Below are 18,774 nucleotides of genomic sequence, written 5' to 3' on the forward strand. Positions count from 1 at the left end.
CACCGACGGTGGCTTGTGTAATCCAGTGACGCGATTCACGCCCACCGTAAACGGTGGGATTCTCTCGCTGTTCAGAGATAGCGCCACAGTTGTCACACACGGCTGCTGCTCGCTGTTTCCCCTCCTCAATAGTCATCGTTGATTGTCCTTGTGTGACGAAGTAGGGTTAATAATTATCGTGAAAGATGGTGATATAGTCTTTGGGTGATCAATGCGCATACCTATCCATCGGCTAATTCACCATCGACGTGGGTGTAATAAACACCGTGGGAAGATTTCTATGACACCTTCGACTACATCTAATTCACTTGGGGTATGGCAGAATCTGATCGGGGCAAAGGGATTCACCCGTGCACGCATTTCGAGGAAGGATGGGTCGCCGTAGTCAACGACCGCCTCGCATGCTCTTGTTGTGACTATCGCAGAATCCTCTAACGCCTTTACATTCCGTTTCGGAGTTGTTCAGAAGAAAAGGTGCCGGCAATATTCATTCTCAATTAATTACGGCCGAAACAAACGTATTTCACGTCTGCTCTCGAGTGAGACACAGCAGCAGAGGCCCATTTTAAAGTTTCAGTCAGGCAGCAGTCGGTCCCGAGAGCAACGATTCGAAGACTTCCTTCTGTGCTCGGCGGAGGTGTTGATGGAACGTCGCCGGCGCAATCTCGAGCGAGTCGGCGACCTCTTCACCGGAGGCATCGCGAGGCCACTCGAAAAAGCCCGCGTGATAAGCGGCATCGAGGGCTGCTCGCTGGCGGTCGGTGAGTTCGTCTGTCAGTACGTGACGGACACGTTCAGCGGTGGTGTCTGGACGCGTGGTCTGACTGTGTTTCAGCAGCTCTGCGGTCGGATAGGTCGTCTGGACGGCATCGATGACTTGCCGGATATCCGCGCCTGGCGCGAGGTGAAGCGTCATCTGATAGCCATCGTCATCGATGACGGCACTCTTAACGGCGCCACCGAGTGAGGCAAGCGTCGACAGTATCGGTGCTTTGGAGAGTCGAAGCTCAAAATTTGTCACTCCGTTGTCAGTCCGGTAGGTGACAGAAGTCCAGTGGGGGAGTGCATCGACGAGTCCGTCCAAACTCTCAATAGCGTCTCCAGTGACTGTCCCGTAGACGAGGAATTCGTCGTTCTCGACGGGAACTGTATGGTCAATTTTGATCGAGCCGTCGGCTGGGGCATCGCTTTCAGTGACGTCGAAGATATCACGAATGCGAAACTGGAGTTCGACGACATCGTCACTCATCAACGCTCGCTTGCGCTCAGTGGCGGCGATCGCGTGGCCGATCACCTCGCCCAGTTGGCTGATGACAGTCTGTTCCTTATCCTCGAACGCATTTGGTCGGTCGGCATAGACATTCAACACTCCATAGACAGTGTCCTCGTAGATGATCGGGACTGCCGCCGACGAGCGAAAGCCGTACTGTTTGATATGGTCGCGCCAGGGGTCGTGTCTACTATCGGCCTCGATATCCTGCGTCGTCTGGATCTCGCGCTCAAGGATCGCCCGACCTGTGGGCCCTTGACTGCGCTCGTCGTCCGGATCGGCAGAGATTGTGATCCCATCGAGATAGCCCTCGACGCCGGCTTCCGCTCGCATGGTCACGGTCTGTGAAGAGACATCGACATTACCGATCCAGGCGAACAGATACGACTCCGCCTCGGCGAGACGTTCGCAGACGACTTGTTCGATCTCCGCGCGTGTAGACTGATCGATGACTTCGTCGGTGATGCTGCGGACGACGTCGTTGAGGTTATTGAGTGCGGCGAGTTGCTCGCGCTGACGCTCAAGGACCTGTTCGTACTCTTTGCGCTCGGTGATGTCCTGTGCTGCACCGCGGAGTGCGACGATCCCGCCGTCGTCTCGAACGGGCTCACCGATACTTCGGATCCATCGCTGGTCACCATCGGCCGTGATAATCCGGTTTTCGATATCGTAGGCTTCACCGTCCTCGATCGCACGGCCGAGAGCCTCGTCGAGGTGGTCCCGGTCCTCCGGTGGCAGATGGTTGAGTACCCATTCGAGATCAACTCCCTGATCGGGCGAGCGCTCGAAGATCCGGTAGACCTCGTCGGTCCATTGCAAGTCAGGAGGGTCGTCAGTCAGGTCGAGTTCCCAGGCACCCACGCTCGCCAATTGCTGTGAGTGTTCGAGCAGCTCCGTCGTTCGCTCGAGGATAGCCTCACGTTCGCGGAGCTGGCGCTCTTTTCGCTTGCGCTCGGTGATATCCTGGCCGATCACCATGCCTCCGAACACGTCACCGCCGTCGTCGGTCACAGGGGCTGTCTGCATCCACAGCTCACGGCCGTTTCGCTCTATCTCGAACGCTGCCGTTTCGCCAGCGATCGTGCTCCGATAGTTGGATTTGATTTGTTCGCGAGCCGTCGATTCTTCCACCAACGTCCCCACTGGCGCTCCGATAAGGTCGGTTACATCGACATCGCACTGTTCGATGAGCTGCCCGCCGGCAAGCGTGTACTCGAGATCGTCATCGAAGAGGGCGACCATGCCATTCGGGATGTTCTCGACAAGCGTTCGGTAGCGACGCTCCGACTCCTCGAGTTCGCGTTCGTGCTCCTTTTGATCGGTAATGTCGGTGAAATACACTGAAAGGCCGGACTCTGAGGGGTGCACCCTCACGATCTCCCAGATGTCGAGCGGCTCAGAGTAGCGTTCAAAACTCGTCGCGGTCTGGGTAGCTAGCGCCGTCTCGTATCGGTCACGGAGCGGGTCATCGTCGGGGACGGACAGCGCCTGCCAGATGTTCCTGCCCAGTAGTTCTGACTCGGAGTGTCCCAGCAATGTTTCGGCACGGTCATTGACGTAGGTAAATCGGAGGTCGTCGTCGAGCGCGTAGAACGCGTCGTCGATCCGCTCGAACACCGCTTCGAGTTCGGCCTCGAGGTCGTTGTGCTGACGCTCGAGTCGCTGTGCCTGCTCTTTGAGTTGGGTGATTTCGGCTGTCGTGACGATGACACCGTCGTCGAGCGGTTCGGCGTTTACGGAGAGCCATCGTGTCTGACCGTCGCAACTGTCGACCTGTATATGCTGACCGTCGATTGACTCGCCGGTCGCGAGTACCCGCGCTGCTGGTCGCTCTTCGTACGGAATTTCCTCGCCGTTCTCGTCGTACAGAGGCACGTCCCCGAGCACGTACGTCGTCGGATCGTCTCCGGTCAGCCCGAGGTACTCGGTGAAGCGCTGATTCACGCGGCGTATGTCGCCGTCAGCGTCAAAGATGCCGATTCCTATCGGGCTGGTCTCGAGGACACGCTCGAGAAGGGTTCGTTCCGTATGGCGGGCTCGCTCCGAGCGCTTCTGGTCGGTGATGTCGTAGTAGAGTTCGATGCGCCCGCCGGCGTACGTACCAGACTCGATCGGTTTGCTCTGGTGCTCGAGCCACCGTGCCTCGCGGTTCTCACTCGCTGTGACGCGACACTCGAACTGTTCAATGTGCGTATTATCCTCGTAAGCCGCTAGCACGGTGTCAGTAAACGACGTCCCGTCCGCGACGACCGAGGCAAGCTGCTCCGTGACGAGGTCTCGCTTGTCCTGGCCGAGTACACGCTCACGTTCGAGGCCAAAGTACCGCTCGGCTGTCTTGTTGAGCTGCGCTACCTCGAGATCTGCGTCGATAACAAACAGCCCGATTTCGGCGTCGTCGAGCACGTCGTCGACCGGGAGCTCGGTACTGGCCGGTGGTTCTCCATCACTAATCGATTGATCGGCCATTGACGAGGGTCGCCACCAGACACGGGCACTCGCACCGACCTTTTTGGTTTTGAGTCGATCGTGCTCGACGAGCCGCTCGAGCCGGCCGTAGGTACTCCGGCGGCCGAGGTCGAGCTGGTCCGCCACCTCGGTGGTCGTCCGCGGTTCCCCGGTGCCATCGAAGCACGCAAGCGTTTCCCGGAGACTCTCGGTTAACGCGGAACCTGTCATTGCACGCTCTAGAACGATTCGAGCAAATAAATCATCCGCCGGCGGAAGAGATCCAGTGTGTACGGACGCTTCCTGCTGCTTGCTCATCTCGAGCAGGCCATCGCAGTAAGCGCCGAACCACGACTTGTTTGGGAGAATTACCTAATCACATCTAGTATATGCTTACGCATGCTGGGTCACTGTAAAGGACTATGTCCCAGCCCATATACGACTCTTCGGAGACGCACTCCAATTTGGAGGGTCGTCCCGAGAGCGAGCGGTATCGATTGTTTGCAGCCGACCGACGCCGGCAGACACTTGATATTCTTATGGGACAAACTGAGCCGGTCGACCTGATGGAACTGGCGTCGGGGATCGCCGCGCGAGAACGCGATCTTGATCCGGCTGACGATGAAATCGTCACGCACGTGGCGGTGACACTGCATCACATTCATCTTCCCATGCTGAGCCAGTTCGGTATCATTGAATACGATGCCGAGCGAACTCGTATCGAGTCGTGTCCAAGCCGCACCGACGTCCACGCAGTGCCTCCTACAGGCTTTAATTGAGCAGTCGACGTCATGGCCTGTCGGCAGTGAGTCGCAGCCGTGACTATCACCCAACAGGGCAGTCTATTGAACAAGTGCTTTCGGGCCACTAATTCCACAACGCCCCTTTCTGGCATTCGAACGCGCCAGTATCAGGTGACCCACACGCTCCACCATTAGCGAAGAGTTGGTGACAGCGCGTATCCCTCCCGTGAACGGCGAAGCTTTGTATTATGGCCTATAGGTCGTCGTAGTGATGCCCTCTGTGGAATACATTTGGGCGTACTATTATTATGGAGAATTTCCTACAATAATGTGTAATCAAATAATGGGACACAAGAACCCATCTCTCCCTCTGATCGTTGACCGCCTGAATGTCGGCGTCACACTGCACGACCCAGGGACAGGGACGATTCTCGATGTAAACAATCGATTGGAGCAACTCTATGGGTATTCTGCAGGCGAACTTCGGGGCATGTCTGTTGGGGATATCACAGCCTCTTCACAGGGATACACAGAACCGGACGCTATCCGTCGAATCCAAGCTGCCGCTGGTGGCAATCCTCAAATCTTCGAATGGCAAATCGAACGCGCGAATGGGGAATCTCGATGGGTACGCGTTCATCTTACACCAACACAACTGGATGGGGAAGTCTACGTCTGTGCTGAAGTAAACGATATTACGAAGTACAAGGCTCGTGAGCAACTTCTTCGGCTCTTGAACCGAGTTATTCGTCATAATCTGCGGAATGAAATGAACATTCTCATGGGATATGCAGACCGGGTCAAGACCGCCATTGAGAACGATCAACTCGAGGAGGAACTGGAGACGGTTTTAGAGATCGCTTCTGAGGTCGGACGACTGAGCGAGTCGCTCACCGAAATTGAACACATCGTTGAATCTGAGGCGACACAGCGAGAAGTGACGAACCTTCGAACTGTAGTTCAAACGTGTGCGACAGAGGTCCAGTCAAACTATCCCGCAGTTGATTTGCTGATTGAGGCACCGACTGATGTCTGGGTCGTTGGGAATACAGGACTCAAGCATGCGATCGAGCATGCGATCGATAATGCAGTGAGGCATAACGATCAGGAAACGCCAGAAGTGACGATACTGGTAACTGACGATCCCGAGACCAACCAAGGGATCGTTCGAATCGCAGACAATGGACCGTCTATCCCCGAGATTGAGACTGACGTGTTGGACGACGAGACGGAAATCAGCAGTACGTACCATGGCTCTGGCGTTGGACTTTGGGTGATGCAGTGGGCTGTAAATTCACTTGGTGGGGACCTCTCCTTTGAGGCGAACTCACCCCGAGGCAATATCGTTCAGATTTCGCTTCCAACAGCTGAATCATAGCCTTCTTTTCTAGCCAGAAAATCGACTTCTAATCTAGCTACTCCTTCTCAAGGGAAAGTAGCCCGTCACTCTTGCACAGTTGGGAAACAAGTTGATATTCCTGCAAGACCGATTTTAGGTAGCGTGGACAAGGCGGGTCAACCTACGCCCCTGTACCGTTGACCCTTCCTCGATCACAAGTCAGGGGGAACACTTGTCCGCGCCAGCCGAGATCGGCACGTTCCACAAGATCCACAACTGGTTTCGTCTCCGATCTTTGGCTTTCGAGTACCATCCGGCCTTCGAGAACCTCATGCTGGCCTCTGGCCGGCTTTTCTATGAACTTGACAGTGAGTAGTTCTCAGTCTGTCCGGATGAGTTCGGGATGATAGCCGTCGGATGGTGCATGAGGAACTGTCTCTATCACGTAAGAGTACGAGACACGAGAATTCATATCATGATGTTCATCAACTTCTGTAAGTTAATCGAATCGGATCTATAAATATCTATGAATCTCACTGGGGATACTAATTCCTGTTAATAATCTCTAGAAAAAACTTTTATACACCATATACAATGGGTATTCTATGAACTTACAGCCCAAATGTGATAAATGGTGTATAATTCCAACATTATGAATGGGTCAGTCAAATTGACTGACGAAGTGTCAGTCCTCTCACAACCCGGACCATACGTGCCTATCAGTTTCCAAGGCGCACTGACCGAGAAGTCGCCGTTCGACGAGACTCGTTCTCGTAGCCCTCGCGATAAGCTGAGTGAGCAATCTGAAGCGGATCTTGATCGTGTGACTCTCGAAGTGCTGTTCGAACATTCCTGCAGATTACTCCACTAATGAGTATCAACTCCTCACGTAATTCATCAGAACCATCATCTGAATACTCCGATTTGCCGACCAAGTTCCGAGAGGCGTGCAGACGAGTCGCGCCAGCAGCAACCTCACTTGCTGTGTGGCTGACCTTCATTGCCCTTGCTTCCGGATCGGTCGCTGCCCAATCGAGTGTGGGTGACGTCTACTGTGGAACCGGTGTTGAGACTGGTATTGGCATCGTCTTCGGCGCTGTTGCTGGTCTCGGTCTTCCTGCAACGGGATTCTACGTCGGTCGAGCTGGCCTCTCGTACATGCGCGCTGGTGGGAATCCAGAAAAGAAGAATCAGGCCAAAGAGCAGCTCGTGATGTCGGGTATCGGGTTCGGGATCATCGTCCTCGCGCTGATCTCGCCCGAACTGATTGACAAGGTTGGCAGTCAGATGGGATTCGGCTTCTCAGATTGTGTCAAGCCATTCTGATCCACTAGAGCTTTCGGTTGATTGAATCCTAATGACTGCGTCACGTGCGATCGTCGCCGCCCTCACGCTTCTCGTCGCAAGCGGAGGCGCTGTGTTCCCGGCTGCCGGTGTCGCTGTTACCGAATCGAACTCGAGTTCGAACACAGCGATTCCTGCTGATGGGCCAGATTACGGCGTGAACGAGACACGGTTCCCACTGTTATGGTCAGAAGACCTCGATCAGCAAAACCGCTCGAGCGACGAATTCGAGGACACCATTCCCTCTGAACTGGAGTTTTCGGCCCGGCTTGCAGGGTCGACAGATGTCCCGTTCGAGAAACCGATCGAAGATGTCGAGAGGTGGAACAGCGGTGATATCCAGGACTTTGACCCTGGTGGCGAGAAAACCTCTGTCCATCCTGAAGGGGCACATCTTGAGGATGGGCTCTATATTCGGGATGCGCACGCGAGTATCGCGGCAGTCCAGCCGTCGACAGTGCTGCACTCGGGGAACACGTCGACGCGGTACATCACGCCAGATGGTGAGGTCCTCACTATAGCCGATTACCGAGTCCGTGTCCCAGACGATGACACGAGCGGCTCGGTTCGCCATCACTGGTCGATTGCTGAGAGTGCTATTGACTCGGTTATCCTACAGACAGAGAGCTGGGTACTCGACGCCGATCGTGGCCATCGCTCCACGCTTGAGTATCGGGGACTGTCGGGAGCGCAGAATCTGACTGTCGAAGCCACAATTACTGCTCGTCTTCGCCATGAAACCCGGACGTGCACGGATTACAATAGCACGATCGGATCCTGTGAAGGGTCATGGGAAACAGAGGTCGACTATCCAACCGAACAAGTAACAGCGACTGATTCACGCCACGCCGTTGTCACACAGATCAACGACAGAGGCGGCAAGCGCGTTACGTTCGAAAACGAGACAACTCACACCGGCGCTGTTATTCACCCGGGAACTCGGTGGTCAGCAATCGATGTTGGCAGTGACGCGCGTCTCCGTGGAAACTGGTGGTTCTATTCGGCGGGAGTCGACGGCTGGCAGACGATGGTGTCTCGGACGGACACGGAGACGACTCGGACGAACTCGTCTGTTCGTCCGGCACAGCTCCACGCGATCCCCACGCAGAAACGGCCAGATATGCCGAGCAAGGCAACGGAGGATGCCGAGCCGCCGTTAGTGATCGAAGAGGCGTGGGGGAGCGAACACGCTGGCCCGTCTCTTCCCGGTGAGATCGCCATTCCGACGGTTGGCAACTATACGAATGCGACGTCGATCGCCGTCCGATCAGAGACACTTCCAGCAGCGACCTTTGACGAGGTAACCGTTCACGGGATCGTTCGAGGCCAGTCAGAGACGATTTCGATCACGGACAACGGAACCGTTCGTGACACAACTCTCGAGTTGACGGTTCTCGAGACGAACTCGTCGGGGACGCTCGTTCAGGCCACAGTCACGGAGACGACGACCGGCGATCCAGTTACAACTGGGCAAGTCGAAATCGACAGCCAATCGGCTGCGCTGAACGCGAGCGGAATGGCCGTCTTCGAACTTGAGAAGCGACCGTCGTCGCTCATCACTGGCCAATACGTTCCAGCAGACTGGTGGCATGCCGATCAGCTGTACTCAGCAGCGGAGGATCGGACGACAGTACCTCCGAACTATCCCGAGTTCCAGAAGCTTGTCCAGTTGTTCCTCGTGACGCTGCTCTGGTTCCTCCCGGCTGCTCTAGCTGTCTACGGCTTTGACTACCTGACTGGCGGTGCGGTCCTTGGACTACGAGACTATTAATGACAGAGAACACCAATACAGACAACAACAGTATCGATCGCCGAACAGTCCTTGCTACCCTTGGTGTGAGTACGGCCGCTCTTGCTGGCTGTACGTCGGGTACATCCACAGACCCATCGAACACCAGTAACAGTGCGGATGGCAACGGGATTAGTGCAGAAGGTAGTGATGTCTTCACTTCTGTCGAGATGGGTGACGCAAATCTCGAGATCGAGGTTGCTGATGATGCGTCAGTAGAGGTCATCAACCTCATCGATCCGAACGGCGAGTTGTTCGATCAACAGCGTCTCGCGACCGGTGAGACCACGACATCATTCGAAATTCTCGGTCGCTACGAGGACAGTGTCCCCACTGGGGACTACGAACTGATTGCTCTCGATGGAGATGAGCAGATCGACACGACGACAATCACGCTCGAGGCAGAGTGTGTGATTACGGATGTGCTGTGGGCAGCGGAGAATCCCGACATGGAGTGGGACAAGAATTCGCCCAATTGGGAGACGTATGCAGCGGTTGTGATCGAGAATACAGGGACGATTCCATCGTTACTTACCGAACTCAAATGGGAAGGAGCACCTGTTGCCCGATTACAATCTAAGGAATCGCAGTCGTACTATCACGAGACACGTCTCCCACCGGGAGAAACAACCGTCTACTCAAAACGACCAGTCTATCGAACTGAGAACGCGCTTGGATCACTTGACTGTGGACAATTGGGGACAGAACCGATGGTCGTAACAGCTGTTGTGCAGGTGGGAAATGATCCGTCCTATTCTCAGCAAATTAGGTATGGCGGATCTCAGTCATGTGAACTTTCGATTGTGGAAGACGAACCAGATGCACCACTCTCCAGTGGGGGTGAGGATTGAATGGCATGGTTGCAAGAAGAGGTTGAGAATGCGATTAAGAACGTCATTGAAGACCTCACCGATGCACTCCTGAGTCTTGTAAATGATGTTTACACAACAATACTGGAACCTATAGTCGGCGTTCCAACCCCAAAATCGGATTCGGGGTATATGGTTGTCGGAACTCCAGATAATCCGCCATGGGCGAGTCTGTATCAGGAGGTGTATCTGGCGTACATCATGCCGCTAGCAATCATGATGATGGTTATCGCCTTTGCGTTTGTCGGCCTCCGAGCAGGCTCAATGAGCGAGTACCGCCGAAAACAGCTCCTGCGACGACTTGGGCTTGTATTCATAGGTACTTTCGTATGGTTTCCGCTGGTGTCTATTCCACTGCAGTTCATTGATGCGGTGGGTATGACGATCGCTCCGATAGATGATATGTCTGCAGGTCTCGGCGGCCTTATTCAATCTTCTCTCGGGGGTACGTTCACTATTCTGGCAATGGTCGTCATATCGAACTTCTTCTTGATCGTTGCTGGATTCGTTGTTGCTCTCCGCTGGATTGCTCTTTCCGTGTTAACTCCACTTATGCCGTTACTGGGTGTCCTTTGGTCGATGGAGGTGTGGCCGTTCAGTCCAGCGGCAAACATGGCACGTCGAGTCGCGGGAATTTATCCTGGATTAGTGATTTCTGGGGTACCAGCAGCGATTCTCTTTCGGATCGGATGGGAAGTTGGTGGCCTCGAAACCACCGTTGACGGGCTGTTCTCCTTGCTTATTGGATTAACGCTGATCCCTGCAGCGGTTATTGCGATGGTCATGACGGTCTACTGGAGTAGCCCTGCGATGCGAACGATCGCCCAGAAAGGAGCATCTACGACGAATCCTGCAGCGGCCAAAGCTGGCGCTGCAAAGGCAAAGCACACCTCTGGAAAAGCGGTCCGTGGTGCCCGAAACGTCCACCGTGGATACGCAGAGAACCAGGTTGGTGCCGTCACGAAAAGCGGCCAGACGACACTCGAGAGCGGCGATTCGAAAGCGTACAAGCTTGGTTCTTCGGCACGCTCAACGAAGGATCACGCTGGTCGCTACAACAACTTGCGGAAGTCGAAGACAGGACGAATGCGCGATAAGGCAGCTGATGATACTCGCAAAGCTACACAGAAGGCGTCGACTCGAGCGAAGCGTGGGCTCAAAAACACGAAAGAGAAGGTCTCGAGGTGGTGAATTCGATGAGTACCAACACTGAAGACTACGAATACAACGCGCGAAAGATCCACCAGTCCTTGGGGGGCACAACGGCCTTCTTCCGGGGCTACACGATCGGCGAACTCATGCTGTTTCTCGCAGTGGCGTTCGTCACGGTCGTTGCAGCGACGTTTGTCCCGGCAGCACTGACAATTCCGATACTGGGACTCGGGCTCATGCTTGTGACGCTGCTGTTCTTGCTCCACAAGGTCAAGCCCCGATATCTGTGGCTGACTGAGTGGCTTGCTGCCCGTCTTAGCTGGGCGATCAAGAACAAGGAGTACACGCACGGCGGCGAAGACAATAGTGAAGTCCGGTATCTGACTCGCCTCCAGCGAGTGTACCCACACGCGATCGAACGAACGGATGGCGCACTCGTTGGGGCGATGAAAGTTGAGCCCGCGAACATGGCCCTCGAGGATGATGATGCGTGGGCGAAGGCTGTTCAATCACTCTCGGAGTTCGCCAACTCGACTGTCGACTTTCCAGTGAAGATCTACGTCACTAGCCGCGAGGTCGATGACGACGAAACCATCCGTGCACACCAGGACCGACTTGCCGACGCCGACGTTCGCTCACGTCCCGTGTTGAAACGGCTTCTCGAGAAATACGTTGCGGCGAATACGACTGACAACGGTGAAATCGACTCTGAGACGACCACGATCCGCGAGTACTACCTCATCACCGCGGTGAACGACGATGATATCGAGCACTTCGATAAAACGGACGACAGTGTCCTTGCCTATCTTGCTGACCTTCCTGCTTTTGGACGGTTTTTCGGTCGGTTCCAAACTGACGATCTGACCGACGCCGAGCGAGAGCAATTCAAGGAAGAACACCTCGAGTCACGACTCACACAACTCCGCCGTGGTGGGTCGTCGCTCTATCGGTGTTCGGTCAGCCCTGTCGATGCCTACGATCTCGCTCGGATCACGAAGGAGTACTGGACGTGCCATCCCGAAGAGTACGCCGATATCACGAATGCACTCGGCACGTTCCCGGTCGTCTCCCACGGGATAAGCGACGGTGTCCCAGCAACACCGGATCCCAATGATGTCCTTGATGCGATGGCTGAGCACGACAGTGATAGCCCGTCAGGCACGGCCTCGAGCGATCGGGCAGAGGACACTATCGACGAGGATGCTGTCGACGACTCGTCAACCGGAACTGATGATCGGTTACCAGACACGTCGACGATGCACCAGTCGGTGGTCGCGCCGTCGACAGTCGACTGGGAGACGACCTACGCCGTGATCAACGACGAGACGTACGTTCGCACGTTCTGGATTGAACAATTCCCTGAGGAACCGCCAGATGGCCTTCTTGAGCGACTATTACTCGACACGGAGTTGCAGACCGACATCAGCATCCATCTCGATCCGTTCGACAGCCAGTCGGCCCAGGATATGATGGCAGACTGGATCTCGGATTTGAAGATCAACCAGCACGACTCGAACAGTCTCAAATCCGAGGACCTCCAGGAAGACATCGATCAGGCGAAGTACATGCGGTCGCTCGTCCGTGCGAACAAAGCGTCGTTCTATCGCGGTGGCGTGTTCATTCGCCTCGCCGCTGATAGTCAACAGGAACTCGATAATCAGACGACGCGTCTCCGCTCGATCATCAAGGATGCGCCGGCGAACTGTACGCTCAAGGTTGCGAATCGCTGGCAGGAACGTGGACTTGCGACAGTGTCGCCGCTTGGCGCGAACGAACTTGGTCGTGACCGCATGTCGACGCTGACGAACCAAGCTATCGGCGCGATGTTTCCGTTCTCATCGAACTACTTGATGATGGACGAGGGTATCGAGTACGGCTATCACGGCCACAACGGCTCTCCGATTCGGCTCAACCCGTGGGAGCTTGAGACGGGCCACAGTGAACTCGTCGTCGGGATGCCGGGTGCTGGGAAGACGTTCGGCGACATTATGCGCCACCTTCGGATGATGAAACGCCGCAACGACACCATGCTCGTTCTCGTCGATCCAGTTGGTGGCTTCCGTGGGATCGCAGACGCGCTGAACGCGAAGACGATCACTGTCGGTGGCGACACGAAGCTGAACCCACTCGAGATCCGAGAGACACCCCAGCATGTCCTTGATTCCGGTGACGGGATCTCACCTCTCTCGGCGAAGAAAGACGAAGTCTATGCCGTCCTCGAGAACTTCCTCGACGCTCGCGATATCGAACTCGGAACCGAGACGGGCGTTCTCTCGTATGTCATCGACGAAGCCTACCGGCAAGCAGGGATCGTTGAGGACGACGTCTCGACGCACACATCGGCGAACTCGCCGACGATGCAGGACGTTCATCGCATCCTCTGTGATATCGCCGAGAACCCGGATGAGCACAATATTGCAGAGTCCGAATCTGCTCGCGAGCGTGCTGCCCAGTATGCAGATGAACTCGCGATTGCGTTCCAGCCATTCCGCGAGGGTGGCTCCTACGAGAATCTCTCGCACCACTCCGAGATCGATATCCTCGAGGGCGACAGCAAAGTCGTCTATATCGACCTCGGTCAGATCGAAGGGAGTGCATCGGGGATCGATCGCCAGACGTTCCTGATGCAGCTGCTACTCTCGACGATCTACCAGCAGGCGAAAAACACCCAACGAAACGTCGAACTCGCGATCGACGAAGCCCACTACCTCTTCGAGGATCAGGCTAACCTCGACTTCCTTGAGACAGCGTTCCGGCACCAACGCCATGCAGGGCTTCGGATGGTGTTGCTCTCTCAAACCGCTCAAGAGTTCTACGAGACCGAGCAGGCGGAGAAAATCATCGGCATGTGCCCGATCAAGGTTCTCCACAAGCTCCCCGAACTGGATGATCGGACAGCGGACAAGATCGGCCTCACGGAAGAGCAGCGCCGGTACGTTAGAGGTGCCGACGCAGGGAATGAAGACCTTGGCTACAGCCAGGCACTCGTTCGCGTCGAAGAACACGGGACGTACCCGTTGCATATCGTCGCTGATGACTTCGAGAAACGGGTCATCGACTACGAGCCCGAGGATCAGGCCTTCATCGAGCAGGCGATTCGCGACGAGCCAGCAGAGTTGCTCGCCTTCGAAGAGTTCGTCGAAAACGAAGCTCAGCGCAATGCGCTTGCAACGCGTCTCGATCTCACTGCAGACGCCGCCGGTCGACTTCTCGAGGATGATCTCACGAAAGAGGAGGTCCTCGATGCGGTCGTTGAGCATTCCCTCGAGATTGAGACGGATGGTAAGAAGTCGCCTGTCCGGCCAGATGGTGGAGAATCAGCTACTGAACAAGATACGACTGAAACAGTGTCTGACCCGCAAGATCATGACTAGTCTCAACTCAATCAAGACAATCCTGGGTTCGTCGCCACAGTACGAGGCGACGCAACTCGACTTCGGAGAGCACGACTCGTTTGTCCAACGGCAAGCGGACACACCAGGGACACTACTGCGAATTCGTCCCTACAAAGAGAACAACGGTATCGCGGACGGGGCTGGAGTCCTCCAGTCAGTCCACGATGTGACGACGAACTTCCGTGGGAAGAATACGAGTGATCATCACTCCTTCGAGGTCTGGTTCGACGAAGGGAAGATCAAGTTCTACATGCACGCTGCCACTGAGGCGGCTGCTGACAAGTTCCGTCGTCGTGTCGGGAACAACTACGCCAACAGTGAGGTCTTCCCGGTCGAGGAGGGCTATGCGTTCCCCGTCATCGGCGCTGACGAGTATGTCGCTGGTGCGTGGCTCGAGATGGAGAAGATCCCCTACTATCCGATTCGCCATCACAACAGCGAAGGCTTCGAGACAGATCCTTACGGCGAAATTACGAGCGAGATGCTCTCGCTCGATGAGAGTACAGTCGTTACGCAGGTCGTCTTCCGACCTGCGAAACAGTCGTGGACCGACGGTGACCAGTTCAAGCATAATAGCGTCGATGAGCTCGCTCACGCGCTTCGGCAAGGGACGTCCGTCGGCTGGCTGAATCCTCGTACGCGACCGCCGAGCGAGAAGGACAAACAGGCTGCGAAAACCATCGAACAACAACGTGGCCAACAGGCGTTCCACGTGAACATTCGCGTGCTTGCTGCCTCGAGCGAACAGGACGAGGCTGAGGCCCGTGCCCGTGGCGTCGCGGGGATGTTCAGGAAGTACTACAATGCGATCACTGAGCAGGGCCTTGACGACAAGCCTGTCTGGCATCGCCGAGAGCGGAAACGTGCCACACGGCTTCGGCAGTTTGTCGAGCGAATGCGTGACCGCGAGTGGATTGATCGGCACATGATTATGACCGTCGACGAACTCGCCGGCGTCGCACATATCCCCAATTCGGAGATTGAAACGCCAAAGATCGACTGGCGGTATACACAGCGTGGCGATCGGCTGCCAGCAGATGGGAGCCGATACGGAGCTGATGAACCACCGGTAGATGGGCAGGCTCCTGGCGTTCCGAACGAGACAGCAGTCCGTTTTGAAGAGCCAACGCGAGAGCAGGAGGGATTCGATGGTGCTTGATCGCTTCTTCGGATCTGATGATGAGGCTTCCAGTGACGACCAACATGATGGGCACGCTACTGAAGGCGATAAACAGCCGGAAGAAAACACGACCGCTGAATCATCCACGCATCAGCAACCCAGTCCCGATGAGGGTGACCAATACGATATCGTAGAACAGAACACAACTCGTATTGGCGGAAAGCCAGTCATCACGGAAACCGCCGACGAGGGGACAGTTGCAGGCCCATTCATTCGAGAAATGTTCGAAGCCGGGATGTACAATGCACCAGCGCCACTCTGGATCGGCTACTCAGAGGACCCCCAGACTGGGTTTCGTGAAGCACCGCTCCGGTTCGAGTCGCTCTTTCGGCACACCTGGATCGCCGGAACGACCGGCTACGGAAAGACGACCGAACTCCTGAATATGATGGTTCAGTGGGCCTACTCCGGCTACGGCTTCACGTATCTCGATCCGAAGGGCCGTGACTCTCGAGAGCTACTCCGGATGCTCCCCAAACATCGTCTTAAGGACGTGGTTTGGATCGAACCCGGTTCGACTACCCATGAGAAGACGATCGGGATGAACTTCCTTGAGGTGCCCGAGTGTGAGACGCCCGAGGAACTCGAGAACGAGATCGAAAACCGGGTCGAGAACCTGAAGGCGGTCTTCGACACTTCCGATTACTGGGGCATCAACATGGAGGCGATCACCGAGTCGATGGCTCGGGCGATGATGAAATCGGAGAAGCCGTTCTCGATCATCGATATGTACTTCACGTTGCTCAACGGCGAGCGACGCGAAGACTTCGCGCTCGATGTCGAGGACCCCTATATCAGGGAGTTTTGCCTCGAGATCGCGAATATGGAAGAGGAGACGGTCCGGCCACTGCTAAAACGGATCAAGTCATGGGTCGAGAATTCGGTGATTCGCCGGATCATCGCCCATCGTGAGAGTACGATTGATTTCCGAGACATCATCGATAATGATCGAATCGTCATCGTCCGAACGCCTGTCGAGAATACGGACATCAAGAAGATGGTCACGCTCGGCGTGATGCGCAATCTCTGGAGTGCGATTCAGCGGCGGTCATATGAGTTGGATACGACGCCAGATCCATACTTTGTCCTCTGTGACGAGTTCGATGATATCGCCAGTGACAATCTCGACATCGAGTCAATGCTGGCTCGAGCCCGGTCGATGCGTCTCTCCGTGACCCTTGCCTCGCAGTATCCCTCGCAGCTTGACGAGGACACGTTGAAAGCGATGCAGAACAACTGTGACAACCTCCTCACGTTCTCGGTCAACGACAGTGATGACGCCGAATTATTGATGAAACGGTTCCGCGACTACACCGCAGAAGATCTCATCACGACCAACCAGTTCAAAGTGTGGACGCGGATTCCTCTCTCTGGAGGGCGATACTCCGAACCCGTCTTGATTCGGACGTTTCCGCCATATCCGCCTCTCCGTGAGACAGACGACGTCGATGACATCATCGAACAAAGTCTCGAGCGGTATGGGACTGAGCCGCTGACAGATAGCGAGATCCTCCGCAATCTCATCTATCGCGAGTACAATGAGGCAGCAAGTCCTGACGAACTCATCGTTGATCGGCTGATGGCCGAGGCAGTTCGTACCGTCCAGTTACGTGAGGATGTTCGCGACCAGAACGGCTGGGTTCCTGTGACCGATGTCGACGCAGAGGTGGTCGATCGTCTCGAGAGTGAGACCGGTGAGACCGCTGAAACCCTCACTCCAGACACTGCAACAGAGGAACTTCCCGATGTGCGTCAGGAGTCGCCGTTGATTGATGTCGATCTCAGTGTCAACAATGAGACGGTCGTCGTTCGACTCACTGACGAGGGCGAAGACGTTGCGACACCTGAGACTGGTTATGTGCGCTCTGCAGGTGGCTCGGAGCACGATGCCCTTCTCTTCGATCTCGAGGCGGCGCTGACGAAGCTTGGCTTCACTGTTGATATCTATGAACAGGATGGGAGTGAACAGCCTGATGGGACAGCCACACATCCTGATCACGACGGTGAGTTTGCTCTTGAAGCTGAAACAACGACACCGAATCGGCCAGCGAAGGTCCTGCAGAATCTCAAACGTGCTCAAGAGGACGACCGGATTCCACTGTTTGTCGTGCGACCGGGCGAAGAGAGGGTTACTCACTCGGCAGCCCGACTCGAGAGTATCCTTGCGTCACCACTCCGAGAAATGGCTGATGGCACAGAGAAACTCTACAATATGGACGAACACGTCACGTTTGGCGATGGAGCGACGTCTCATGGGGGTGTGACGGCTGTTCGACCAGCTACTGGCGAGTCAACACGAACGGTCTGGAAACGTGATGGCGGTGAGCGTGTCCTTTCGGACGGCGACACAGAATTCATTCGAACGGCATCGTCGGTTTCACTCTCGAAGGATACTGTGCCAGCATACTACAGCTACGACCGTGAGACAGATCAGTACACGGTCTATGAGCAGGGTGAAACCCATGTCTACGATACGTTAGATGCATTCGAGGCAGATTGGACGCCAATCAAGCGCCCTTTTGTTCCTGAAACTGATCTACCAGATCCAGAATACGACCGAGCCAGCTATGGCGTGGTGATCCTGCCAGAAGATGCACCGTCCCAACTCTATGTGGAAGGTGAAACAGCACTCCTCTCAGACGAGATTGAGGGACTGTTGGAAGCTGATCAAGAGTCCCTACAAGAGGACACAGACACCTCGCCAGCAACTGACCAAGATCGGCAGACAGGTGATGGCACTCCAGAGCTGGATTCTGACGGAGATGGTGTTGCTGTCTTTGTCGATCAGTTCCTCATTGCCGATACCGAGGGCTCGGTCCCGAAGAAAGAACTCTATCAAGCCTATGTGGCGTGGGCAGAGAGACATGACCTCGACTACACTAACGATGTCTGGTTTGGACGAAAACTGAGTGGCCATCTCGAGATTGGTAGCGACCGGCGGCGGAAAGATGGAGAACGTATCACTGTTCATACGGGAATTGAACTGGCTGATGCTGGTGCCCGTCTTCTTGAGGAGGTGATCAATCAGAATGATGGGTAGTTTGTCTGCGTTTCAGGATCACCTCGTGTCCAGGGTATTTCTGAATCAGAAAAGCTCCATAAAACCGCGCTTTAAACGTTCTCCGTGCAGTTTAGATCGAGCTGTCCAGGGTAAATCTCTGTTCAGGACACGTTCCCATCTCGGTGTCCAGGGTAAAAATCGCAAGATGGCGTTACTGTCCAGGGTAAATGAGGGTCAAAAACCAACT

The 18,774-nt window shown here is 55.3% G+C and carries 10 protein-coding genes; 9 read left to right on the forward strand and 1 reads right to left on the reverse strand.

Features of this window, described 5'->3' with window-relative positions; all coding sequences use genetic code 11:
- Positions 1-577 precede the first annotated feature (577 nt).
- Complete coding sequence (locus tag ACERI1_RS16920) at positions 578-3,946, reverse strand: PAS domain S-box protein (protein ID WP_373619636.1); 3,369 nt, start codon at positions 3,944-3,946, stop codon at positions 578-580.
- A gap of 335 nt (positions 3,947-4,281) precedes the next feature.
- On the opposite strand from ACERI1_RS16920, the gene ACERI1_RS16925 reads away from it, so the two are divergent.
- The 9 genes from ACERI1_RS16925 to ACERI1_RS16965 all read left to right on the forward strand — a co-directional run bounded on the left by ACERI1_RS16925 (position 4,282) and on the right by ACERI1_RS16965 (position 18,566).
- Complete coding sequence (locus ACERI1_RS16925; RefSeq protein ID WP_373619637.1) at positions 4,282-4,494, forward strand: hypothetical protein; 213 nt, start codon at positions 4,282-4,284, stop codon at positions 4,492-4,494.
- Between the two features lie 307 nt (positions 4,495-4,801).
- Positions 4,802-5,836, forward strand: coding sequence for a PAS domain S-box protein (locus ACERI1_RS16930; RefSeq protein ID WP_373619638.1), 1,035 nt, complete (start codon positions 4,802-4,804; stop codon positions 5,834-5,836).
- 831 nt (positions 5,837-6,667) lie between these two features.
- Positions 6,668-7,123 (forward strand): pilin, encoded by a 456-nt coding sequence (locus tag ACERI1_RS16935; RefSeq protein ID WP_373619639.1) that lies wholly within the window; start codon positions 6,668-6,670, stop codon positions 7,121-7,123.
- A 31-nt stretch (positions 7,124-7,154) separates the two neighbouring features.
- On the forward strand, positions 7,155-8,912 hold the full coding sequence (locus ACERI1_RS16940; RefSeq protein ID WP_373619640.1) for a hypothetical protein: 1,758 nt from the start codon (positions 7,155-7,157) through the stop codon (positions 8,910-8,912).
- A complete protein-coding gene (locus ACERI1_RS16945; protein ID WP_373619641.1) occupies positions 8,912-9,781 on the forward strand; it encodes a hypothetical protein in 870 nt (289 codons plus the stop codon). Before ACERI1_RS16940 ends, ACERI1_RS16945 begins: the two co-directional genes overlap by 1 nt.
- Positions 9,782-10,990: a hypothetical protein gene (locus ACERI1_RS16950; protein WP_373619642.1), complete on the forward strand. Its 1,209-nt coding sequence runs from the start codon at positions 9,782-9,784 to the stop codon at positions 10,988-10,990.
- Positions 10,991-10,995: 5 nt separating this feature from the next.
- The gene (locus tag ACERI1_RS16955; RefSeq protein WP_373619643.1) at positions 10,996-14,325 is read left to right on the forward strand and encodes a VirB4 family type IV secretion system protein; all 3,330 of its coding nucleotides are present in this window, start codon (positions 10,996-10,998) and stop codon (positions 14,323-14,325) included.
- Positions 14,318-15,505 carry a hypothetical protein gene (locus tag ACERI1_RS16960; protein ID WP_373619644.1) on the forward strand — a complete coding sequence of 396 codons (1,188 nt, stop codon included), beginning with the start codon at positions 14,318-14,320 and terminating at the stop codon, positions 15,503-15,505. Before ACERI1_RS16955 ends, ACERI1_RS16960 begins: the two co-directional genes overlap by 8 nt.
- Positions 15,495-18,566, forward strand: coding sequence for a TraM recognition domain-containing protein (locus ACERI1_RS16965; protein WP_373619645.1), 3,072 nt, complete (start codon positions 15,495-15,497; stop codon positions 18,564-18,566). The genes ACERI1_RS16960 and ACERI1_RS16965 overlap by 11 nt, the downstream gene beginning before the upstream one ends.
- The last annotated feature ends 208 nt before the right edge of the window (positions 18,567-18,774 follow it).

Source organism: Natrinema sp. HArc-T2, from assembly GCF_041821085.1.
Lineage (GTDB): Archaea > Halobacteriota > Halobacteria > Halobacteriales > Natrialbaceae > Natrinema.

Coding starts and splice junctions, on each gene's coding strand:
- ACERI1_RS16965 (WP_373619645.1), top strand. CDS start 15,495: ATGGTGCTTGATCGCTTCTTCGGATCTGATGATGAGGCTTCCAGTGAC.
- ACERI1_RS16920 (WP_373619636.1), bottom strand. CDS start 3,946: ATGACAGGTTCCGCGTTAACCGAGAGTCTCCGGGAAACGCTTGCGTGC.
- ACERI1_RS16925 (WP_373619637.1), top strand. CDS start 4,282: ATGGAACTGGCGTCGGGGATCGCCGCGCGAGAACGCGATCTTGATCCG.
- ACERI1_RS16950 (WP_373619642.1), top strand. CDS start 9,782: ATGGCATGGTTGCAAGAAGAGGTTGAGAATGCGATTAAGAACGTCATT.
- ACERI1_RS16955 (WP_373619643.1), top strand. CDS start 10,996: ATGAGTACCAACACTGAAGACTACGAATACAACGCGCGAAAGATCCAC.
- ACERI1_RS16935 (WP_373619639.1), top strand. CDS start 6,668: ATGAGTATCAACTCCTCACGTAATTCATCAGAACCATCATCTGAATAC.
- ACERI1_RS16960 (WP_373619644.1), top strand. CDS start 14,318: ATGACTAGTCTCAACTCAATCAAGACAATCCTGGGTTCGTCGCCACAG.
- ACERI1_RS16940 (WP_373619640.1), top strand. CDS start 7,155: ATGACTGCGTCACGTGCGATCGTCGCCGCCCTCACGCTTCTCGTCGCA.
- ACERI1_RS16945 (WP_373619641.1), top strand. CDS start 8,912: ATGACAGAGAACACCAATACAGACAACAACAGTATCGATCGCCGAACA.
- ACERI1_RS16930 (WP_373619638.1), top strand. CDS start 4,802: ATGGGACACAAGAACCCATCTCTCCCTCTGATCGTTGACCGCCTGAAT.